Here is a 21,917-nt window from a genome sequence, read left to right on the forward strand (position 1 = left end):
CTTGAGGCTAACGAGGCAGGATGGAAACGTGAGCGAAACTGAAGCCATTCCCAATCCGCAGGACACTGTTGATGCCCACCCCTGGGGCCGCTATGTAGCCATGGGCGATTCCTTCACGGAAGGCATTGGGGACCCGGAGCCCGGAAGCCCCGGCGGGCACCGCGGCTGGGCTGACCGGGTGGCCGAGGAACTGAGCCGTGGCCACGCTGATTTCGCTTACGCGAACCTGGCCGTACGCGGGCGGCTCCTGGAACAGATCGTGGATCAGCAGCTGGCACCGTGCCTGGCCCTCAAACCGGACCTGGTGACTCTCTCCGCAGGGGGCAACGACCTCATCCGGCCCGGCGGCGACCCCGATGCGCTGGCGGAAAAGCTCGATTCGGTGGTGCATATCCTCAGCCTTGGCGGCGCCACCGTTGTGCTGTTCAACGGCCCGGACACCGGATCCTCCGTCCTCGGCAGGCTCCGCAGCAAGATCGCCATCTACAACGAGAACCTGCGCACCGTGGCGGCACGGCACGACGCCGTCATTGCCGACATGTGGTCGCTGCGCCAGCTCAGCGATCCGCAGATGTGGGACCAGGACCGCCTGCACTTCTCGCCGTTGGGCCACCACACCATCGCGGCCATGGTGCTGGATTCCCTCAACATCCAGCACACCCTGGAGCCGCTCTCCCCCAAACCCCTGCCCCAGCGCAACTGGCGCGAGGCACGGTCCGGCGACCTGGTGTGGGCACGCGAATACTTCGTTCCGTGGGTTGTCCGCCGGCTGCGCCACCAGTCCTCCGGGGACGGCGTCACCGCCAAACGGCCCACCCCGGGTCCGGTTTTCGGTCCCGGCATGCCGCTGGGTTCAGGCGAGGTACCCGGGCTAGAGCCCGGGCGGAGGTAGGGCCCGGGTGGACGCCGACGACGTCGTCAGGCTGAGGCTACGACGGCAGCAGCTGCGCGCGCCTCGGGCAGCTACGCCGGAAGCCGCACTGAAGAACCTCCTGGCCGTGCAGTCCCAGGAATTCCCCTACGCCCGCTGGTCCCTGGCCCAACGCACGGCAGCAGCATCCGCTGCCGACATTGAACAGGCTGTGGCCGACGGGCGGATCCTCAGGACACATATCTTGCGGCCCACCTGGCACTTTGTGCACCGCGACGACCTCCGCTGGCTGATGGCGCTGTCCGCACCTCGGCTGCATCAGGGAAACCAAGGCATGTACCGGCAGACGGGCATCGACGCCGCGGCGGCGTCCCGGAGCGCCCGGGTCCTGGCCGCTGCCGTGAACGGCGGCGCCCACAAGACTCGGGAGGAGCTGGCAGCGGAACTGCAGCGCAGCGGTTTTACGGGCAAGGGCCTGGAGCTGGCGTACCTGATTATGCACGCGGAGATCAGCGGCGTGCTGACCAGTGGAACGCCCGTCCGCAGCAAGGGCGGCGCGCTGCGCCAGACCTATGCCCTCTTCGATGAGCGCGTTCCGGCAGCACCAACTGTCCCCGCCGACCGCCCGGCGGCCCTGGCCGAGCTTGTCCGGCGCTATTTCCAAAGCCGCGGACCCGCCACCGCCAAGGATTGTGCCGACTGGTCCGGGCTCACCGTCACGGACGTCAGGCTCGGGCTGGCACTGGCGCTGGAAATTGACCCCGATGCATTCGAGACCGCCGCGCTGGACGGTGTGGAGGTTCATTTCCTGCCGGACTCGCAGCACGAACCTGCGGCGGATGGACGGCCCCGGATCGACCTCATCCAGTGCTACGACGAGTACGTCATGGGCTATTCCCGCACGCGTCACTTCCTGGGCGGCACCGCCCCCGCATTGCCCGAGCGGGACACTCCTATGCATGTGGTGCTGCGGGATGGCCGCATGATCGGTTCCTGGCGCCATGTCCTGGCCGGCGGTAGCTGTGAGCTGGACATCCGCACCGGACCGGACCCCGCCGGTGCCGCCAATCCAGACACCGACCATGCGGTCGACATGGCAGTCGAGGCCTACGGAAAGTTCCTGGAAATGCCGGTGGTCCGGAAATAGGTGGCCCGGACGTTACGGGGCTGGGGTGCCGCCGGCGACGGACAGGGCCGGGCTTGGTAGCCGGGGGTTAAACTGAAGGGACACTTCTGAGAGGCCGTCCACCGTGAGCAACATGTTCTTCTGGATCATCATCCTGTCGTTCCTGATTCCCTTTGCCATGCGCATGTACCGGAAGTCCGTCCGGGGCAGGAACCAAAACCAAGGATTCAATGGACAGTACCCGGGCCAATTTCCCGGACAGCAGCCGGACCGCCCGAACAACCAGCCGCGCGACGGTTACACCCAGCAGGACTACTTCGGCGGCGGGTTCCGCCAACTCGGCGGACAGCAGCAGCCCCCGCTGGACCCGCCGTACCAAAATGGCGGCTACCAGAACCCCGGTTACCCGCCCGCCGGATATCCGGCCCCGGGCGGCCCTGGACAGGTGCCGTACGAAGACAGCCCCGGCTATCCGGCCAACCAGTCACGCCCGGAACCGCAGCAGCCGTCCGCTCCGGCCACTCCGCCGCCGCCGTCGGCTCCCCAGGGTTTCCGCGCGCGGAAGCTGGCCGAGCTGGACCAGCAGTACAGCAACGGCGAGATCGCCATGGAGGAATACATGACCCGGCGCGACGAGATCATGAAGGGCTAGTTGTACTCGGCCAGGACCGCTAGCTCGCCGGGTCATACCCGAACTCGCGGAGCTCCTGCGAGCAACGGCAGGCCACCGCGATCTTCCTCGCCCACTCGACCGCGTCCTCGCGCGTCGGCAGCTCCAGCACGGTGAACCCACCGGTGAGTTCGGAGCCCGGATAGATCTCGGTGCTCACCGACCCGTCGGCGGAGACCAGCACCGGAGCGGCTTCCTCCTCGATCCCACCGCCGAATACGTAGACGCCGGCGGCCTTCGCTTCCTCGATCACAGCGTGGGATTCGGCGGAGACGATCGGGAACTCCTCGTCGGTGAGCACCATGGCTTCGCTCGGGAAGGAGATGAGGTATTTGGTCATGTCTCGATGATGCCCCGCGGGCGGGCCGGACAGCAACGGTTGTGGTCAGGCCGCCAACGAGTTATTGAGGCGGGTACGTTTCAGGACTTTGGCACGGTGGAGTAATTCGCGTCTCCGGCGGCGGCTCATGGACAGCATCGATCCGGGCAGCCCCGAGCCCGCCGGTTCCATCCCACGTGCCGGCGTCCCCGGCAGTGGCGGCGCGGTGGATTGGTAGGTATGTCCGGTCGGAGTGTGGATTTGCAGGGTGTGTCGGGGTCCGGGGCGTGGTTCGGAACGCCAGCCGGGTGATTCCTTGGTGTGGTTGCAGGATTCGCAGAGTCCGCTGCCGTTGCTGTGGCTGGTGGGTCCGCCGAGGTGCCACGCGACGATGTGGTCGTGGTGGCGGATCGGCGCATCGCAGTAGGGTGTGCGGCAGGTGTCATCCCGGGCCTGGATGAAGCGGCGCAGCCCGGGCGGGAAGAGCCGCGCCCGGGAATCCATCGCCATCAGGTCACCGGTCCCCGGGGCGGTGTAGAGCCGGCGCAGCCATGCCGCATACCCGCCTGCGCTAGACCCAGCCGCGTTATACGCCGCCGAGTCAGACCCATCTGGGGAGTCCGTGCCCCCGCTTGAACCTTCCTCAAACAGTGCGACCGCCGCTCTTGCCCACGACGCCGGGACGACGCCATATCCCGGGAGGCGGGCTGGTTCGCTGTCGCCTTGGAAGAGGGTGCGGTCGGTCATGATGAGCTGGATTTCGATGCCGGCGATCCCGCCGGCGGTGCCCGTGATCCTTTCAACCAGGTCATCGGCCATGATCTGTCCGCGGGAACGGCCATCTCCGCCCGAGCGCAGGGTGTCAGCCTGCCGGCTGAGCGCTGCGTGGACGGCCACGCCGGCGGTGACCGGGAGCAGGGCCGTCAGGTAGGTCATGGTGTCCGGTGCCGGGCGCAGGCTCACGTGCCGGTCGGCCACGGCGTTCCGGGCACGATTAACGACGGAGCGCGGATCCAGCCGGTAGGCGGCGGCCCGGGCTGCGGCAATGATCGTCCGGTCGCCGGCGCCCGCCAGCGCTCCGGAGTCCGCGGCGAGCTGTTCATCGACCGCGCACCGGCCCGCCGCGGACATGCAGGCTGTTTCCTTTACCAGCAGCGTGGCGCGCCATTCATTCAGCTGCCCGGTCTGCAGGGCAGCCAGGGTGTGGGGCATTTCGGTTACGAGGGCCTTGGCCAGTCCGAGCAGCCGGCCGCCGCGGGCCGGGGATTCACGCCGGGCCAAAGCGATCTGCGCGGCAACTCCCTTGCCCAATTCGTCAGGTGCAAGTCCGGCTTCAGCCTGGGTGCGTCGCTGCAGCCCATCGAACACCACCGTGGCCCGGGCCTGCAGCCCGGCCGCTGCTGACTTGAGCTCCTCCAGGTCCGCCACCTGGTCAGCCAGCGCAGCACTCTCGGTGCAGGGGCGGATCGAGGCCAGGAACCCGATGAGGTCCCTGACCGTGATTCCGCGTCCCGCTGCTGCCTGAGCCCGCCCCGGCTCGCCGTTGCCTTCCATGACTGAAGTCTGCCAGGAGGCTCTGACAAAATAGCGGCCCTGCCTGACGCCTAGTCGACCTGCGGGAAACCGAGGTCAATCACGGAGGTGGAGGGATCCGGCCAGCGCGTGGTCACCACCTTGCCGCGGGTGTAGAAGCGGATGCTGTCCGGGCCGTACATATGGGTGTCGCCGAACAGCGAGTTCTTCCAGCCGCCGAAGGAGAACGTCCCCACCGGCACCGGAATGGGCACGTTCACGCCCACCATGCCCGCCTCGACGTCGAACTCGAACTGGCGGGCCGCCCCGCCGTCGCGCGTGAAGATGGCCACGCCGTTGCCGAACTCATTGTCGTTCACCAGCCTGACGGCGTCGCTGTAGCTGTCCGCGCGGACCACCGAGAGCACGGGACCGAAGATTTCGTCGTCGTACACCTTCATGCCAGGCTTCACGTTGTCCACCAGGCTGACCCCAATGAAGAAGCCGTCCGAGTCGAACACCTGCTCGCGACCGTCCACCACAACCGTGGCGCCTTCATCGGCTGCCCCCGCCACGTAGGAAGCCACCCTGTCCCGGTGTTCCTTGGTGATGAGTGGACCCATCTGCGAGGCCGGGTCCGTACCGGGACCGATCTTGAGGTCCGCCATGCGGGTTGAAATGGCCTTCACCAGATCGTCGGCAATGTTGCCCACCGCCACGAGCACGGAGACGGCCATGCACCGTTCCCCCGCGGAGCCGTACGCGGCGGAGACGGCGGCGTCTGCCGCCATGTTCAGGTCCGCGTCCGGCAGGACCACCATGTGGTTCTTGGCGCCGCCCAGCGCCTGGACGCGCTTGCCATGGTCGGCCGCCCGCTTGTAGATGGACTGCGCGATGGGGGTGGATCCGACGAAACTGACAGCCTTCACGCCCGGGTGCTCCAGCAGGACGTCCACGGCCTCCTTGTCGCCGTGGACCACGTTCAGGACTCCCGGCGGCAGGCCCGCCTCGGCGAAGACTTCCGCGATGAAAACGGCCGACGACGGGTCCTTCTCGCTGGGCTTGAGGAGCACAGTGTTGCCGCAGGCCAGCGCACTGCCGATCATCCAGAGCGGGACCATGGCGGGGAAATTGAACGGGGTGATGCAGGCGACCACGCCCACGGGCTGGCGAACCGAGTGGACGTCCACGCCGCTGGAAACCTGCTCCGAGCGTTCGCCCTTGAGCATGTGCGAGAGCCCGGTGGCGAACTCGATGTTTTCCAGGCCGCGGGAGATCTCACCCTCGGCGTCGGAGAGCACCTTGCCGTGTTCGCTGGTCAGGATGGCTGCCAGCTCGGACTTGCGCTGTGTCAGGATTTCGCGGACTCGGAAGAAGATGTTGGTGCGCTTGGCCAGGCTGGTGGCCCGCCAGCCCGGCAGGGCGGCCTGTGCAGCGGCGATGGCTTCCTCCACGCGGGCGGCGGAGGCCAGGGCCACTTCCTTTTCCTGGGCGCCGGTGGCGGGGTTGAAGACAGGGCCGAAGCGGTCGGCGTCGCTGATCAGGGCGCCGTTGATGAAGTGCGGAATGCGTTGCATGGGAAGAATCCTTTTCGTAGTGCCGGCTGCAGTTAGTTGGAGGTCTCGAGGGAGCCGTCGACGAGTTTGATGATCATCGAGCAGTCCTTGCCGGCTTGGCCGGAATCGATGAGGCGCTGGAAGAGGGTCTGCACGTGCTCGCCGATTTCCAGCGGGGTGCCGGTGTCGCGGGCGGCGCTGATGGCCAGGCCGATGTCCTTGTTGGCGAGCTCCGTGGTGAAAGTGGGGGCGAAGTCGTTGTTGGAGGCGGCGGTGGGAACCACACCGCCTACCGGATACCAGGTCCGCAGCGCCCAGCTGTCACCCGAGGACACCGAGGCGATGTCCCAGAAAACCTGTTTGTCCAGGCCCAGGCGCTCGGCGAGCACGGCTCCCTCGGCAGTGGAGGCAAGGTTGATGAAGAGCATCAGGTTGTTGCAGATTTTCGCTGCCTGCCCCGTGGTGGCGCCGCCGGTGGGTATGACGTTGGCGGCCATGGGCCGGATGTATTCGGTGGCGTCGGCAACAGTGCCCGCCTCGCCGCCGACCATGAAGGTGAGCGTTCCGGCCTTCGCGCCGCTCATGCCGCCCGAGACCGGGGCGTCGACGAACCGGAAGCCGCCGGCGGCGGCGGCGTCGTGCAGCGCCTGGGCGGAGGCAATATCAATGGTGGAGGAATCCACCAGCAGGGTGCGGGTATCGGCATGGGCCAGGACGCCGTCCTCGCCCAGGTACACGGCACGGGCGTGCTCGCCCTTCGGCAGCATGGTGAATACGACGTCGGCCCCGTCCACCACAGCGGCAAGGCTCGCCACGGGCTTCACGCCGTCCGCTTCGGCAGCTGCCACCGCCTCGGGATTGAGGTCGAATCCGCGGACGTCATGCCCGGCCTTGATCAGGTTTGCCGACATGGACCCACCCATGTTCCCGAGACCGATCCAAGCGACTACTGCCATGGCGAAAGCTCCTTTGCTTCGTGTGCCGGCCGAACCGGCCGATGTTCCGTGTCCACCATCACACCCTGCTACAGTGCAATCAAGGGGAAAAATTACAGACGGCATGTGCATTGATGCACAATGATCCGAAAAGGCTGAACCATGGATTTGAACCGGCTGCCGAGTCCGGATGACCTGCTGATCCTGCTGACCGTTGCCCGGCTGGGCCGGTTCAACGCCGTCGCGGAGACGCTGGGCACCACGCACACCACGATTTCCCGCCGGATCCTGGCGCTGGACAAGCAGCTGGGCGGACGGACCCTGGAGCGCAGCCCGCACGGCTGGGAACTGACCGAACTGGGCAGCCAGGCCGTTGCGGCCGCCGAGGCGATCGAGTCGACGCTGGGGTCGCTGGCCGGAGCCCTCAGCAACGGCGACCCTTCGCTCTCCGGCCTGGTCCGGATCAGCACCTCCGACGGGTTCGGGGCGGAATTCGTCGCGCCGGCGCTGGTCCGCCTGCAGCAGGCGAATCCCCTGCTGAACGTCGAGATGCTCAGCGCCACCCGCAAGGTCAGCCAGAACCGGTCCGGCGTGGACCTGGAAGTGGTGGTGGGCCGGATGGAAGTCACCAACGCGCAGCCCATCTTCCTCACCAACTATTTCCTGCGGCTCTACGCCAGCCCGCACTACGTCCGGTCCCGCGGGCTGCCGGCCGCCCTGGACGACGTCCGGGATCACGGCTTTGTGTCCTACGTTGAGTCGGCGCTGCAGGTCGCCGAGCTGGGGCACCGGTCCTCGCAGCTGCCCGCCCCCAAGTCCAGCTTCCAGGCCACCAGCGTGTTCGCCCAGGTGGAGGCTGTCCGCTGCGGCGCGGGCATCGGCCTGCTGCCGAACTTCATGGTGGCGGACAACCCGGACTTCGTGCCGGTGCTGCCCGAGCTGTTCCAGCGCCAGCTCCCCATCTGGGCGGTGGCGCGTCCGGAGTCGCTGCGCTCGGCTTCCGTCCGGGCCGTGGTGGATGCGCTCAAGGCCGAAGTGTCAGGCCGCCAGGAAATCCTGGCAGCCTGACCGCAGGCCTGCCGGCGGAGGCCCGCCTCCTAAAGCGTTCCTACGCCTGGAACAGCCGGCGCACCACTTCGCCGGCTGCCAGGGCATCGAGGCCTTCGTTGATTTCGGCCAGCGGCCTGGTGTCCGTGTGCAGCAGTTCCACGGGGAGCCTCCCGGCCCGCCAGTGGTCAAGATACAGCGGAATGTCCCGTTCCGGGACGGCATCTCCCATGTAGGAACCGAGCAGCCGTTTCCCGGCACCTGCGAACTGCAGGGCCCCCACCGTCAGTTCCGCGGACGGTTTGGGCAGCCCGACGGAGACGACGGCGCCGCCGCGCGTTACGAGGTCCAGGCATGAAGCGATCACCCCGGCGGACCCCACGGCCTCGACGGCGACGTCCACGCCGTCGCCGGTCGCCTCGGCGACCAGCCGCGCGGCGTCGTCGGGAGTTCCCACCGCCGTAGCGCCGCAGCCCAGGGCGAGCTGGTGCTTGCCTTCGTTGGGGTCGATGGCAATGACGGCGGCGGCACCGGACAGGGACGCCGCCATCACGGCGGAGAGCCCGACGGCGCCGAGCCCGAAAACGGCCACCGACTGCCCGGCGGTGACCGCCGCGGTGTTCAGCACGGCTCCCATTCCGGTGAGCACGGCGCAGCCGAACATGGCCGCAACGGTGTCCGGGACGTCGTCGCCGATCACAACGACGGATTCCCGGGCCACCACGGCATAGTCCGCAAAGGCCGACACCCCGAGGTGGTGGTTGATCCGCTCCCCCGCCGGTGTACGCAGCAGCGCCTCGCCGTGCAGGAGGTCGCCTGAGCCGTTGACCTCCGCGGCGCGGTGGCACAGGGCCGGGCGGCCCGCACGGCACGCCCGGCAGTTTCCGCAGCTGGGGACGAAGACCAGCACCACGTGGTCGCCTTCGGAGACGTCGTCGACGCCCTCGCCGAGGGACACCACCCGCCCCACGGCCTCATGGCCGAGCGCCATCGGCAGTGGCCTGACGCGGGAGCCGTCCACCACCGAAAGGTCCGAGTGGCACAGGCTGGAGTAGGTGATGGCGACGCCGAGCTCGCCCGGCCGCGGTTCGGGCCGGTCCAGTTCCTGGATCAGCAGCGGACGGGCTTCGGTATAGCTGGTTCCCGACGGAACCGTGGAGTAAAGGACTGCTGCTCGCATGGAGGCTGCTTCCTTGCTCTTACTTTTTGCCGGCGGCAAGAAGGTCCGCCGTGCCCTGCGCGTCCGCGGCGTCGACGTCGTGGAGGGAAATGCCGCGCGTCTCCTTGAGGAAGTACACGGAAACCGCCGTCACGATGCAGGCGCCCAACAGGTACAGCGCCACGGGGGTGGAGGACTTGAAACTGCTCAGCAGCGCGGTGGCGATGATCGGCGCCAGCGAACCGGCCACGATCGAGGTGACCTGGTAGCCCAGCGATACACCCGAATACCGCATCCGGGTGGGGAACATCTCGGCCATGATGGACGGCTGGCCGGCGTACATCAGCGCGTGGAAGAGGAGTCCGATGGTGATGGCCGCGAGGATGACCAGGTCATTGGCGGTGTCCATCATGGGGAAGGCGAAGAAGCCCCAGGTGCCGCCGAGGATCGCACCGGCCATGTATACCGGGCGGCGGCCGAAGGCGTCCGACATTTTTCCGACCATCGGCACGGCGCAGAAGTGGATGAAGTGTGCAACGAGCAGGAGCAGCAGGATCCTGGACGTGTCTGTCTGGACCACGATCTTCAGGTAGGTGATGGAGAACGTGACCACGAGGTAGTACAGGATGTTTTCCGCGAACCGCAGGCCCATGGCGGTGAAGACACCGCGCGGGTAGCGGCGGAAGACTTCGGCCACGCCGTAGCCCTTCTTTTCCACGGTGACTTCCTTGCGGGCCTCGAGGAAGATGGGCGCATCCTGGACCTTGGTGCGGATGTAGTAGCCCACGATGACGATCACTGCGGACAGCCAGAAGGCCACGCGCCAGCCCCAGCCGAGGAAGTCGGCGGAGGACAGCGTGGAGGAAAGTGTGAACAGCACGCCGGTGGCCAGGAGGTTGCCCATGGGAACGGCGGACTGCGGCCAGCTGGACCAGAATCCGCGCGACTTGCTGGGGCTGTGTTCGGCGACGAGCAGCACGGCGCCGCCCCATTCACCGCCGACGGCGAAGCCCTGCACGAAGCGCAGGAACACCAGCAGGGCCGGAGCCCAGTAACCGATCTGGGCGAAGGTGGGCAGGCAGCCCATGGCGAAGGTAGAGACACCCACCAGGATGATGCTCAGCTGGAGCAGCTGCTTGCGGCCGAACTTGTCGCCGAAGTGGCCGAAGACGATGCCGCCGATGGGGCGGGCCACGAAGCCTACCGCGTACGTCACGAAGGCGGCAATGATCCCGTCCAGTTCCGTGCCGGAATTGGGGAAGAACATCTTGCCGAAGACCAGGGTGGCCGCGGACGCGTAGAGGAAGAACTCATACCATTCGACAACGGTGCCGGCCATCGAGGCCGTTACCACCTTCTTCAGCCCGGAGGCCTTGACGTCAGTCTCATCCGTGCGCCTTGCGGCAGAGTTTTGTGTGCTCATTGTGAACTCCTTCGGCGTCTCCGTCGACACCATGTGGACCATTCCGTAGCGGACGCGTGTGATGTGCACCACCAATGCGCCGGTCCCCTAGAGTATGGGCTCACATTGCCGCAGGCTCAACGCCATTTTCTGCAGGACAGCTCTGCATAAATGCACATTGAGCCGGCGGGCTATGCGAAGAAGTTCTGCCGAAGCTGGGTGTTGAGCTGGCCGATCTCGGTCAGGAATCCGTCGTGGCCGATGGGCGCCTCGATCACGTGCACCGGTACTTCACCCGGGAGCGCAGCCGCCAGTTCGTGGGACTGGGCGGGGAAATACAGCCGGTCAGTGTCCACGGCTGCAATGAAGAACTCCGCCGTGGACTGTGCCAGCGCTTCCTTCAGCGAGCCGCGGCCCCGGACCACGTCGTGGCTCATGAGCGCTTCCGTGATGGCGATGTAGCTGTTGGCATCGAACCGCCGGACCAGCTTGGTGCCCTGGTGGTCCAGGTAGCTCTCCACCTGGTAGCGGCCGCGATCCCCCAGCGAGACTGCCTGGAGCGGCGCTTCGCCGCCCTGGGCACTGCGGCCGAAGCGGGTCTCGAACTCGTTCGCGGAGCGGTACGTGATATGCGCAATCCTGCGGGCAAGGGCCAGGCCGGCTTCCGGCTCGGGGCCGCCGTAGTAGTCGCCGCCGTTGAAGTTGACGTCCTGGCGGATGGCGAGGGTCTGCGCCTGGGCAAAGGCGATCTGCTCGGCGGTGCTGCTGGCGCCGATGGAAATCACGCCGCAGCGCCGGACCCGGTCCGGGTAGCTGACGGCCCATTCCAGGGCGCGGGCTCCGCCCATCGATCCGCCCAGTACCGCGTACCAGCTGCCGATGCCCAGGGCGTCTGCCAGCCGTGCCTCGGCCGCCGTCGTGTCCCGCAGGGTGACCAGGGGGAAGCGTGAGCCCCACGGCTTCCCGTCCGGGGCAGGAGTGGAGGGGCCGGTGGAGCCGTAGCAGCCGCCCACGATGTTGATGGAGATCACGAAGTACTTGTCCGTATCAACCGGCGCGCCCGGGCCGGCAAGCTGCTCCCACCAGCCTTCCTCGTCGCTGGCTCCCCTCGTCACGTGGGTGCTGCCGGTCAGCGCGTGCTGCACCAGCACGGCGTTGGAGCGGTCCGGGTTCAGCGTGCCCCACGTTTCGTAGGCGAGCGTAACGTCGGGCAGGTGCCCTCCCGCTTCGAGGTCAAGGCTGCCGATGCTCAGGAACTTGACGGTGCCATCGGGAACTGTGTTGGTTTTCACTTCGTGAACGTTTGTTTCGGGTACACCGCTGCGGGTGACGGCAATCGTCATCTGAGGACCTCTTCTTCGCGCTTGCCCGCCGCCAACTGGCCGACAGGCCAGGTCTTCACCCGGGGCACCCCGCCGCGATAGGAGGGTTGCCGGCCAGCAAGCCGGGGCTGTCGCTGGCACTCATGACCTGTAGTGAGTCTACGAAATGCGTCCCGGCAATGGCGAAGATTGTGACACCAATATGACTCCCGGCGTCGAGGCGCCGGGAGTCATACGGGGTCAGCACTGCGGCGGCGGGCCCTCCCGGGCAGCCGCCGCCGTTCCCTTAGGCGCCTTTGGCGGCGCGGAAACCGGCGTCGAGGTCAGCGATGATGTCATCGATGTGTTCCAGCCCCACGGAGAGCCGGACCAGACCCGGCGTCACGCCCGCCACGGCCTGCTGTTCGGCGGTCAGTTGGCTGTGCGTGGTCGACGCCGGGTGGATGACCAGGGAGCGCACGTCACCGATGTTCGCCACATGGGAGTGAAGTTCCAAGGCGTCCACGAACCGCTTGCCGGCCTCGGCCCCGCCGGCGATGTTGAACGAGACGATGGCTCCGGTGCCCTTGGGCCCGTACTTGCGGCCGCGCTCGTACCAGGGGCTGGACGGCAGCCCCGCATAGGCGACGGATTCGACGTCGGACCGGGCTTCGAGCCATTCGGCGACGCTCACCGCGTTGGCAACGTGACGCTCAACGCGCAGGCTGAGGGTTTCCAGGCCCTGGGCGATGAGGAAGGCGTTGAACGGGGAAACGGCCGAGCCCAGGTCGCGCAGCAACTGGACCCGGGCCTTGAGGATGTAGGAGAGGTTGGCCCCCAGGGCACCCTCCGCTCCGAGGTCCCGCGCGTACACGAGTCCGTTGTAGGTGGGATCCGGGGTGTTGAAGCCTGGGAACCTGTCCGGGTCCTTGCCGAAGTCGAAGTTGCCCGAGTCCACGATCACGCCGGCAATCGCACTGCCGTGGCCGCCAAGGTACTTCGTTGCCGAGTGGACCACGATGTCCGCGCCCCACTCCAGCGGCCGGATGAGGTACGGCGTGGACAGCGTGTTGTCCACGATCAGCGGCACGCCGGCTTCATGGGCGGTGCGCGAGACCCCCTCGATGTCCAGGACATCCTGGCGGGGGTTGGACACCACCTCGGCGAAGAACAGCTTGGTGTTGGGCCGGACTGCGTCCTTCCACTGCTGCAGGTTGTCCGGATCCTCCACGAACGTCACGGAGATGCCGAACTTCTTCAGGGTATGGGCCAGCAGGTTGTACGTGCCGCCGTAGAGGCTGGGGCTGGCCACCACGTGGTCGCCGGCTTCGGCGACGTTGAGGATGGCGAACGTTTCGGCGGCCTGACCCGAGCTGAGCAGGAGGGCTGCCAGGCCACCTTCGAGGCTGGCCACGCGCTGTTCAACGGCGTCCTGGGTGGGGTTGCCGATCCGCGTGTAGATGGGCGCAAGCTCGGCCAGCGCAAAGCGGTTGGCTGCACTTTCGGCGCTCGGAAACACGAACGACGTCGTCTGGTAGATCGGCAGTGCCCTGGCACCGGTGGCACTGTCCGGCTCCTGGCCGGCGTGGATCTGGCGGGTTTCGAATGACCAGGCGTTGGACATCGGGAAGCTCCTTCTTAAAAAGGGCACCTGTGCCGGAGGCAGGACATGCCGTGGCAGGACCGGTGCCGCGCTTGCCGCCCGGCGGATGCCGGAGGGCCAGGTCTTCACCCGGGGCACCCCACCGCGGAACGAGGGTTGCCGGCCAGCAAGCCGGGGCTCAATGCTGGCGCTCATGACCTGGGCCCAGTCTAGGAACGTGAATATGCGCGTGAACAGCTTTGTGACGAAGGACGTCAGCCGTGCGATTTCGTGCGCTTCAGGCTGGCCCGGGAGGACATCCCATCAAGGTTAGGGGAACCTTAGCTGAGAGCTCAATCACAAAGTGCCAAGATGAGGGCATGCGCATGGATCACGTCTCTTACGCCTGTGAACAGGATGGCTTGGCAGCCACCACCGAACGTATTTCGTCCGCCCTCGGCGTCGAAGCCGTAAAGGGCGGGGTGCACCCCCGTTTCGGCACCCGCAACATGATTATCCCGCTCGCCGGGCACAAATACCTGGAGGTCGTGGAGGTCCTGGACCACCCGGCATCCGACAAGGCTCCCTTCGGGCAGGCTGTCCGGGCCCGCTCGGCAGCAGGCGGCGGTTGGATGGGCTGGTGCGTCGAAGTGGACGACCTGGCACCGTTCGAAGAACGCCTGGGCCGTTCGGCCGTCAACGGCAACCGCAAGTTCCCCGACGGCCGCGAACTCGTCTGGAAGCAGATCGGCATCCTGGGCCTCATCGCAGACCCGCAGGTGCCGTACATGCTCAAGTGGGAAGGCGATCCGGACCTTCACCCGTCCAACGCCTACGCAAGCAACGTCAAGATGTCCAGCCTCACCATTGCCGGCTCTGCGGAGCGGGTCACGGAGTGGCTGGGCGAACCGGTGGAAAGGCCGCTGGAGGATGTTGCAGTTAACTGGATCGCCCCGCACGGGACGCCGGGAATCCTCTCCGTCACTTTCGAAACCGCCTCCGGGGCAGTAACCATCTGATCCTGATCCACCGTGTGGTCCGTTACGGGCCACGGGCAGCGTGCTGCCCCTGAACTTCGGCCGCTATCAGCGGGTGCCAAGGACGTCACCCACCGATAGCGGCCGAATCCTTTTAACGGCCGCTATCCCAGCCCGATGGCCTTGCCGAAGAGGCTGAAGCCGACGAAGGCCACGATGTCGAGCAGCGCGTGGGCGATCACCAGCGGCATAACGCGGCGGGTCTTCGTGTAGATCCAGGCAAACACAACGCCCATCACGGCGTTGCCGATGAAGGGGCCGAAGCCCTGGTAGAGGTGATAGCTGCCCCGGAGCATGGAGCTGGCGAAGATGGCCAGCGGCATACTCCAGCCGAATTTGCCGAGACGGTCCAGCAGGTACCCCACCACGATGACTTCCTCGACGATGCCGTGCCGCACGGCGGACAGGATCAGCACGGGGATGGTCCACCAATAGGCGTCCAGTGCGCTGGGAATGATGGCGGTGGTGATGCCCAGCGCCCGTCCGGCGGCGTAGAGCCCCAGGGACGGAATGCCGATCAGTGCGGCGAGGCCCAGCCCCTGCAGCAGGTCCTTGCCGGGACGGGCGAAGTTGAAACCCAGTCTGCGGAAGGCCGAGGCACCGGACTCCCCTGCCGGCCGGTGCTCGGTGAGGAAGTAGATCACCAGCAGCACCGGCACCAGCGCGAACACAATGTCCAGCAGCTGATACGTGAGGTCGAAGTATTCGCGGGTGCTCTGCGAGCGGTTCAGGGTGGAGGTGCCCTCCGCCAGGGGTGCGCGCGTCAGCTTGTCCAGCAGTTGCACCACCGAATACACGGCGGACTGCCCCAGCGACAGGCCCAGGACAATCCAGACTTCAATCCGCAGACGACGGCGGGAGGGAACCAGCATGTTCCTATCTTGCCTCCACTTTCTGGTTCTTTCCTGTCCGCGGCGTGCCGACCCTCCGCGGCCGCTCCCCTGCCCGGGCCTATGCTTGGAGTTTATGAGTGCGCCCGGAAAAATCATCATGATCCGGCATGGCCAGTCCGCCGCCAATGCCGACACCTCCATCTATAACCGGGTGCCCGATTACCGGATACCGCTGACGGAGCTCGGCCTGGAACAGGCAAAGGCCGCCGGTGAGCAGGTCCGGCGGGAACTGGACGGGCGGCGGGTGTGTGTTTACGTTTCGCCCTATCTCCGGGCCTACCAGACCCTCGAAGCGCTCAACCTGGGAGCCCTCGTGGAGCGGGTCATCGAGGAACCCCGGCTCCGCGAACAGGACTGGGCGAACTTCCAGATCGCCGGAGAGATCGAAGACCAGAAGGAACTCCGGAACGCCTACGGCCACTTCTTCTACCGGTTCCGCGAGGGTGAATCGGGCTCGGACGTCTACGACCGGATCTCCTCGTTTATGGAGACACTCCACCGGCACTGGTCCAAACCGAACTACGCCCCCAACGCGCTGTTCGTGACGCACGGGCTCACCATGCGCCTGTTCTGCATGCGCTGGTTCCACTGGTCCGTGGAGTATTTCGAGTCCCTCAACAACCCGGACAATGCCGAGGTGCGGACCCTGGTGCGTACCGACGTCGGCAAGTATGAGCTCGACAAGCCATTCAGCCAGTGGGTGGACCGCCGCGTGGACGAGACCGTCCTGGACGCCCCGCCCATGGTTTTCTAGCCACCCCGCCGCCAGCGCGCCCCCAAATCAGCGGGCGCGGACGCCCGCCCGCCAGACGGCGTGGGTCAGCGGGATGCCCGGGCGGTAGGCCAGGTGCGTGGCAGAGGGGGCGTTGAGCAGGTGCAGGTCCGCGCGGTGGCCGACGGCGACCGAACCCACCGCCCGTTCGCCGTCGGCGTCGTTCCCCACTTCGCGCCGCAGCGCAAGCGCGCCGCCGAAGGTCGCGGCCCGGACTGCCTCGTGGACGCTGAGCCGCATCTGCAGCACGGCGGTGGTGACGCAGAACGCCATCGAGCTGGTGTACGAAGTGCCGGGGTTGCAGTTGGAGGCCAGTGCTATCGGCACCCCGGCGTCGAGGAGTTCGCGGCCGGGGGCAAGCGGCTGGCGTGTAGATAGATCACAGGCCGGCAGGCACGTGGCCACGGTTCCGCGAACGCCTGTTCCCTGCCACCCGGCCCAGCTGGCGGCCAGCGCTTCGATGTCCGCGGCGGATAAGTAGTTCACGTGGTCCACGCTGGCCGCACCGAATTCCACGGCCAGCTGCACGCCGGGGCCTTCGCCGAGCTGGTTGCCGTGCACGCGCAGGCCCAGGCCCGCGTCTTTGCAGGCCTGCAGGACCCGGCGGGATTGCCCTTCGTTGAAAGCACCCTCCTCGCAGAACACGTCCGCCCAGCTGACATAGGGCCGGACGGCCGCCAGCATGGGTCCGCACACCAGGTCAGTGTATTCGTCGGCATCGGCGCCGGCCGGGACCAGGTGCGCGCCGAGGTAGGTCACTTCGTCAGCCACCGTGGAGGCAATGCGCGCACTCCGTGCCTCGTTCTCCAGGTCCAGGCCGTAGCCGGTCTTGGTTTCCAGGTAGGTGGTTCCCTGCGAGACGGCCTCGGCCACCCGGCCCAGGGCCAGCCGGGTGAGGTCGAAGTCGTTTGTGCTCCGGGTGGCTCCCGTGGTCACGGCAATCCCGCCGGCGCTGTAGCTCTCCCCCGCCATCCGGGCCTCGAACTCCGCGGTCCTGTCGCCGGCGAAGATCAGGTGCGTGTGCGAATCCACCCAGCCCGGGAGCAGCGCCCGGCCGCCGGCGTCCACGGCGTCGTCGGCTGCAGGTGCGGCGGCGGCTGGTCCGATCCAGGAGATGCGTTCGCCTTCGATCACCACGGCGGCGTCGTTGAGGACGCGGTGTTCCGCGTCCTGGGTCATCAGCTCGGCAATGTTGGTGATGAGGGTGCTCATGAGTCCATTCTTCAGTGCCGGATGGACCAGCGGGTCGCGGCCAGGGCCGCCGCTGTCCGGGATGCCGGACTTAGCCCGGTTTCCTCGTCCCAGGCACGCTGCCCCACGGACGGGCCGGCCAGGATCAGTTCCGCGGCCAGTTCCGCAATGCCGGACGAGGTCTGGAAACCGTAACCGCCCTGACCGGCGAGCCAGAAGAATCCGGTGGCTTCGGCGTCGAACCCCACTACCGGGACGCCGTCGGCGGCTTCGGTGCGGAGGCCGGTCCACGCAGACTTCACGACCCTGATGCCCATCGTGGTCACCGCGTTGAGCCGCGCCACCAGCGCCTCGACGTCGCCGGGGTAGGGTTTCGCGTCCTCCGGACCGCTCGGCACGGACTCCGACGGCGAAATCAGTACATCGTCCCCTTCCTTGCGGAAGTAGAAGGACTCGTCGGCAGCCGCCACCATGGGACAGTCGTCGGGGAGGGAACGTTCGACGTCGACAATCGCCGCCGTGCGGCGGTACGGCTGGAGGCCGAGCTTCTCCACGCCGCTGATCACGGCGAGTTCATCAGCCCAGGCCCCGGCCGCGTTGACCACGATGCCTGCCTGGAAGGCCTCCTGGCCGGCGCCCAGCTCCCAGCCGGATCCGAGCCGCTGGGCGGAATGGACCTTGGCCCCGGTGATGATGTCCACCCCGCCGGCTTCGGCCCGCTGCCGGTGGTCCTCCAGCAGCACGGGGGCGTTGCAGGCGAACGAACCGGTGTCCAGGCCGGCGGCAGTGAAGAATCCGGGATCCAGCACCGGGCAAAGCTCCAGGGCCTCGTCATGCGGGATCCGGTGCATGTGCCCGCTGGCTTCCTCCCGGACCGTGTCCTCGTCGCCGATCAGCATGAAGCTGCGCGGTGACAGGACGGGCACCGGCAGCTCCGCGTCCCGTGCCGCGATCAGCCCGAGCGTGCGGAGGGTCAGCTCCTGCACCACCACGGGCCCGTAGCTGGGGATCAGTTGCCGGGCCGACCGGGCTGAGGTGTGGTAGGCCAGGGACTGTTCGGCCTCGACGAGCGCCACACTGCATTTACCGGCCAGGGCGGAGGCGAGGGACAGCCCGGCAATGCCGCCGCCCACAATCACCACATCGTAATTTGCTGACATGCCTCCATCCTTGCACTCGTCAGGACGTCACGTCAGTACCTTAGGACCCCACCGCGTTGCGGCTGTCGACGAACGCGCGGACGCAGGCTTCGACATCGTCCGCGCTGTGCGCCGCGGAGAGCTGGACCCGGATCCGGGCGGCGCCCTTGGGCACCACCGGGTAGCTGAACGCAGTCACGAACACTCCGTGGTGGAGCATCCGGTCGGCCACCTTCGCGGCCATCACCGCGTCGCCGAACATCACCGGCACGATGGCGTGCTCGCCGTCGAGAAGCTCAAAGCCTTCCGCCGCCATCCGGCTCCGGAACTGCCCGGCGTTGGCGAAGAGCTTCGAACGCAGCTCGGCGGAGTTCTCCACCAGGTCCAAGGCCTTCAGAGTGGCGGCCACGATGGCCGGCGCGAGCGAGTTGGAGAACAGGTAGGGGCGTGCCTTCTGGCGGAGCATGGCCACCACTTCGGCACGGCCGGAGACGTAGCCGCCGGAGGCGCCGCCCAGGGCCTTGCCGAACGTGCCGGTATAGATGTCCACCCGGTGGCTGACACCGGCGTGCTCAGGGGTGCCCGCGCCGGTGGAACCCATGAAGCCCACGGCGTGTGAGTCGTCCACCATCACCAGGGCATCGTACTTTTCGGCCAGGTTGCAGATCGCTTCCAGCGGAGCCAGGTAGCCGTCCATGGAGAAGACGCCGTCCGTCACGATGATCTTCCGGCGGGCCGGCTTCTCCTGCGTGGTGGCCTCGATCAGTTTGGCTTCGAGGTCCGCCATGTCGCGGTTGGCGTAGCGGAACCGCTGGGCCTTGCAGAGCCGGATGCCGTCGATGATCGACGCGTGGTTCAGGGCGTCGGAGATGATGGCATCCTCGGGACCGAAGAGGGACTCGAACACCCCCCCGTTGGCATCGAAGCAGCTGGAGAACAGGATGGTGTCCTCGGTGCCCAGGAATTTCGAGACACGCGCCTCCAGTGCCAGGTGCAGGTCCTGGGTGCCGCAGATGAAGCGCACGCTGGCCATGCCGAAGCCGCGATCGTCCATGGCTTCCTTCGCGGCGGCAATGATGTCCGGGTGGTCCGCGAGTCCCAGGTAGTTGTTGGCGCAGAAGTTCAGTACATTGGCGCCCGCCTCGCCGATCTGGCCGGCCGTGATGTGGCTGGCCTGCGGCGAGTCGATGTGGCGTTCGGTCTTGAACAGGCCTGCGGTGCGGATCTCGTCCAGCTCGTTCTGCAGCTGGTCCTTGATGGCTGAATACATGAGGTGCGCTCCTCAGCGGAAGTGGAAGTGTGTAGGAAGTGGCGGGTGCTAGAAGACGGTCCAGTCGAGGACCACTTTGCCGCCCACGCCGGCGCGGGCAACCTCGAAGCCCTTCTCCCAGTCCGTGGCGGGCAGGGTGTCCGTCACCACCGCCGAGATGTTGGCGTGCAGCACCGGGTTCGAGGACAGCATGGCGCTCATGGCGTACCAGGTTTCGAACATTTCGCGGCCGTAGATGCCCTTCATGGTCAGCATATGCGTGACCACCTTGCCCCAGTCGATGTCGATGGACTGGCTCGGCAGGCCAAGCATCGCGATCCGGCCGCCGTGGTTCATGTTGTCGATCATCTCCGGCAGGGCGGTGGGGTGCCCGGACATTTCCATGCCGATGTCGAAGCCCTCGCGCATGCCCAGTTCGCGCTGGGCATCCTTGACGCGCATCTTTGACACGTCGATGGCGAGGTCCACGCCAAGCTGGCGGGCCAGTGCCAGCCGCGGCGCCGAAACATCCGTGATGGCGATCTTCCGGGCGCCGGCGTGGCGGGCCACGGCAATGGCCATGAGTCCGATGGGCCCGGCGCCGGTGATCAGCACGTCCTCGCCCACCAGCGGGAAGCTCAGGGCGGTGTGGACGGCGTTGCCGAACGGATCGAAGATGGCTCCGAGTTCGGGAGTGACCGAAGGGTCCTGATGGACCCAGACGTTGGTCTCGGGGATGACAACGTACTCGGCGAAAGCACCGTCACGCTGCACGCCGACGCTGACGGTGTGGATGCACATCTGCTTGCGCCCCGCACGGCAGTTCCGGCAGATGCCGCAGACGATGTGCCCTTCCCCGGAGACGCGGTCGCCCACTTTGACATCCATGACGTCCTCGCCGGTTTCCACCACTTCGCCATAGAATTCGTGGCCGGCAATCAAAGGTGCCTGGATGATGCCCTCCGCCCACGCGTCCCAGGACTGGATATGGAGGTCGGTGCCGCAGATCCCGGTGGTCATCACGCGGATCTTCACGTCGCCGGGGCCGGTTTCCGGCTCGGGGCGGTCCACCAGCTCAAATCCGGCGTGTGCGCCGGCCTTGTACAGAGCCTTCATTGGCTTCCTTACTCTCGGTGTAGCGGGTGACTCCCTTCATTAGAACCACAAAGAAGCATTAGCACAACCGAATTTTTCTCAATCGACGATTTAGAGATTTCTAAGCAATAGACTCGGTGGATGGAAATCCATCAGCTCGAAATGCTTCGGGAACTCGGCGCCCTCGGCAGCGTCAAGGCGGTCGCCGAAACACTCCTGGTCACACCCTCCGCCGTATCCCAGCAGCTGGCTGCGCTGCAGCGCAGCGTCGAGGTGCCGCTGACCCGCAAGGAGGGCCGGAACCTGGTGCTTACCGAGGCCGGCCAGGCCCTGGCCGACGCCGGTGCCGCCGTCGTCAGCGCCATGGCGGACGCCCGGATGGCGATCGGCGCGTACCACGGCTCCACGGTGGCCCCCGTGACGGTGAGCGGCTTCCACAGCGCCGGGCAGGCACTGTTCGCACCGCTGGCCCGGCTGCTGGACTCACCCGACAAACCCCGGGTGCTGCTCTCGGACGAGGACGTGGCCCAGCAGGACTTCCCGGCGCTCACTGCGCGCTACGATCTGGTGCTGGCACACCGCATGGACCACAGCCCGCGCTGGCCGGAGGAGCGGGTGGCCGTCATCCCGCTGGCGCACGAGCCGCTGGACGTGGCGTTGTCCGCCGGGCACCGGCTGGCGGGCAAGGAAATCCTCACGGCGCACGACGTCGTCGGCGAACCGTGGGTGACCAGCCACACCGGCTACTCCCCCGCGGATGTGCTGTCCGCCGTCGCGGCCGTGTCCAGCAGGGAACTGAACATTGTCCACCGGATCAACGACTACTCCACCGTGGCGGGACTGGTGGCAACCGGCAGCGTCATCGGGCTGCTGCCGCGGCATACCGCACGGCCGGTGCTGAATCCGGAGATTGTCCTGCGGCCGCTGCAGGGCATCAGCACCCGCCGTCGCATCGACATCCTGGCCCGCCCGGAAAACCTCAAGCGGACCTCGGTGATGATGGTCTGCGAGGCCCTGGAGGACATCATGGCCGGCCTGGTATCCCCTTAACCCAGCTGGGT

At 66.9% G+C, this 21,917-nt stretch carries 20 protein-coding genes and 2 riboswitches; of the genes, 7 read left to right on the plus strand and 13 right to left on the minus strand.

What is annotated here, in order from left to right; all coding sequences use genetic code 11:
* Positions 1-100 precede the first annotated feature (100 nt).
* The 3 genes from CXQ91_RS03795 (at position 101) to CXQ91_RS03805 (ending at position 2,649) form a co-directional block, all read left to right on the plus strand.
* A complete protein-coding gene (locus CXQ91_RS03795) occupies positions 101-892 on the plus strand; it encodes an SGNH/GDSL hydrolase family protein (RefSeq protein ID WP_258073835.1) in 792 nt (263 codons plus the stop codon).
* Positions 893-899: 7 nt separating this feature from the next.
* Positions 900-2,018 carry a winged helix DNA-binding domain-containing protein gene (locus CXQ91_RS03800; protein WP_104172596.1) on the plus strand — a complete coding sequence of 373 codons (1,119 nt, stop codon included), beginning with the start codon at positions 900-902 and terminating at the stop codon, positions 2,016-2,018.
* Positions 2,019-2,130: 112 nt separating this feature from the next.
* Positions 2,131-2,649 (plus strand): hypothetical protein, encoded by a 519-nt coding sequence (locus tag CXQ91_RS03805; protein WP_308471385.1) that lies wholly within the window; start codon positions 2,131-2,133, stop codon positions 2,647-2,649.
* A gap of 19 nt (positions 2,650-2,668) precedes the next feature.
* On the opposite strand, the gene CXQ91_RS03810 is transcribed toward CXQ91_RS03805, so the two are convergent.
* The 4 genes from CXQ91_RS03810 to mmsB are packed head-to-tail and all read right to left on the minus strand — an operon-like array spanning position 2,669 to position 7,010.
* Entirely contained in the window at positions 2,669-3,007 is a 339-nt protein-coding gene (locus CXQ91_RS03810; protein WP_104172598.1) for a YciI family protein, read from the minus strand.
* A 45-nt stretch (positions 3,008-3,052) separates the two neighbouring features.
* A complete protein-coding gene (locus tag CXQ91_RS03815; protein ID WP_104172599.1) occupies positions 3,053-4,540 on the minus strand; it encodes an HNH endonuclease signature motif containing protein in 1,488 nt (495 codons plus the stop codon).
* A gap of 50 nt (positions 4,541-4,590) precedes the next feature.
* The gene (locus CXQ91_RS03820) at positions 4,591-6,075 is read right to left on the minus strand and encodes a CoA-acylating methylmalonate-semialdehyde dehydrogenase (protein WP_104172600.1); all 1,485 of its coding nucleotides are present in this window, start codon (positions 6,073-6,075) and stop codon (positions 4,591-4,593) included.
* Between the two features lie 32 nt (positions 6,076-6,107).
* The gene (gene mmsB / locus CXQ91_RS03825; protein ID WP_104172601.1) at positions 6,108-7,010 is read right to left on the minus strand and encodes a 3-hydroxyisobutyrate dehydrogenase; all 903 of its coding nucleotides are present in this window, start codon (positions 7,008-7,010) and stop codon (positions 6,108-6,110) included.
* 141 nt (positions 7,011-7,151) lie between these two features.
* On the opposite strand from mmsB, the gene CXQ91_RS03830 reads away from it, so the two are divergent.
* Entirely contained in the window at positions 7,152-8,057 is a 906-nt protein-coding gene (locus tag CXQ91_RS03830; RefSeq protein ID WP_104172602.1) for a LysR family transcriptional regulator, read from the plus strand.
* A 40-nt stretch (positions 8,058-8,097) separates the two neighbouring features.
* Here CXQ91_RS03830 and CXQ91_RS03835 read toward each other — a convergent pair whose 3' ends face one another.
* The 4 genes from CXQ91_RS03835 to CXQ91_RS03850 all read right to left on the minus strand — a co-directional run bounded on the left by CXQ91_RS03835 (position 8,098) and on the right by CXQ91_RS03850 (position 13,522).
* On the minus strand, positions 8,098-9,216 hold the full coding sequence (locus tag CXQ91_RS03835) for a zinc-dependent alcohol dehydrogenase family protein (RefSeq protein ID WP_104172603.1): 1,119 nt from the start codon (positions 9,214-9,216) through the stop codon (positions 8,098-8,100).
* A gap of 19 nt (positions 9,217-9,235) precedes the next feature.
* Complete coding sequence (locus CXQ91_RS03840) at positions 9,236-10,618, minus strand: MFS transporter (RefSeq protein WP_104172838.1); 1,383 nt, start codon at positions 10,616-10,618, stop codon at positions 9,236-9,238.
* 170 nt (positions 10,619-10,788) lie between these two features.
* Positions 10,789-11,940 (minus strand): homoserine O-acetyltransferase, encoded by a 1,152-nt coding sequence (locus CXQ91_RS03845; protein ID WP_181038762.1) that lies wholly within the window; start codon positions 11,938-11,940, stop codon positions 10,789-10,791.
* A 12-nt stretch (positions 11,941-11,952) separates the two neighbouring features.
* Positions 11,953-12,068: riboswitch (SAM riboswitch) on the minus strand.
* Positions 12,069-12,205: 137 nt separating this feature from the next.
* Positions 12,206-13,522 (minus strand): bifunctional o-acetylhomoserine/o-acetylserine sulfhydrylase, encoded by a 1,317-nt coding sequence (locus CXQ91_RS03850; RefSeq protein WP_104172604.1) that lies wholly within the window; start codon positions 13,520-13,522, stop codon positions 12,206-12,208.
* 62 nt (positions 13,523-13,584) lie between these two features.
* Positions 13,585-13,700: riboswitch (SAM riboswitch) on the minus strand.
* 160 nt (positions 13,701-13,860) lie between these two features.
* On the opposite strand from CXQ91_RS03850, the gene CXQ91_RS03855 reads away from it, so the two are divergent.
* On the plus strand, positions 13,861-14,499 hold the full coding sequence (locus tag CXQ91_RS03855; protein WP_104172605.1) for a VOC family protein: 639 nt from the start codon (positions 13,861-13,863) through the stop codon (positions 14,497-14,499).
* Between the two features lie 122 nt (positions 14,500-14,621).
* On the opposite strand, the gene CXQ91_RS03860 is transcribed toward CXQ91_RS03855, so the two are convergent.
* A complete protein-coding gene (locus CXQ91_RS03860; RefSeq protein WP_104172606.1) occupies positions 14,622-15,389 on the minus strand; it encodes a CPBP family intramembrane glutamic endopeptidase in 768 nt (255 codons plus the stop codon).
* 94 nt (positions 15,390-15,483) lie between these two features.
* Here CXQ91_RS03860 and CXQ91_RS03865 point away from each other — a divergent pair, with 94 nt between their 5' ends.
* The gene (locus tag CXQ91_RS03865) at positions 15,484-16,164 is read left to right on the plus strand and encodes a histidine phosphatase family protein (protein WP_258073812.1); all 681 of its coding nucleotides are present in this window, start codon (positions 15,484-15,486) and stop codon (positions 16,162-16,164) included.
* 27 nt (positions 16,165-16,191) lie between these two features.
* Here the strand turns inward: CXQ91_RS03865 and hutI are convergent, their stop codons facing one another.
* Genes hutI through tdh form a run of 4 tightly spaced genes read right to left on the minus strand, consistent with a single transcriptional unit; the run spans position 16,192 to position 20,877 of the window.
* Positions 16,192-17,394, minus strand: a complete 1,203-nt coding sequence (hutI, locus tag CXQ91_RS03870) for an imidazolonepropionase (RefSeq protein ID WP_104172608.1) — start codon at positions 17,392-17,394, stop codon at positions 16,192-16,194.
* Positions 17,395-17,405: 11 nt separating this feature from the next.
* On the minus strand, positions 17,406-18,533 hold the full coding sequence (locus CXQ91_RS03875) for an FAD-binding oxidoreductase (protein ID WP_104172609.1): 1,128 nt from the start codon (positions 18,531-18,533) through the stop codon (positions 17,406-17,408).
* Positions 18,534-18,573: 40 nt separating this feature from the next.
* Positions 18,574-19,782, minus strand: a complete 1,209-nt coding sequence (locus CXQ91_RS03880) for a glycine C-acetyltransferase (protein WP_104172610.1) — start codon at positions 19,780-19,782, stop codon at positions 18,574-18,576.
* Positions 19,783-19,830: 48 nt separating this feature from the next.
* On the minus strand, positions 19,831-20,877 hold the full coding sequence (gene tdh / locus CXQ91_RS03885) for an L-threonine 3-dehydrogenase (protein ID WP_104172611.1): 1,047 nt from the start codon (positions 20,875-20,877) through the stop codon (positions 19,831-19,833).
* A 120-nt stretch (positions 20,878-20,997) separates the two neighbouring features.
* Between tdh and CXQ91_RS03890 the strand changes: the two genes are divergently transcribed.
* Positions 20,998-21,906, plus strand: a complete 909-nt coding sequence (locus CXQ91_RS03890; protein WP_104172612.1) for a LysR family transcriptional regulator — start codon at positions 20,998-21,000, stop codon at positions 21,904-21,906.
* Positions 21,907-21,917: the final 11 nt, after the last annotated feature.

Source organism: Arthrobacter sp. Y81 (assembly GCF_002929335.1).
In the GTDB taxonomy this organism is placed as follows: Bacteria; Actinomycetota; Actinomycetes; order Actinomycetales; family Micrococcaceae; genus Arthrobacter.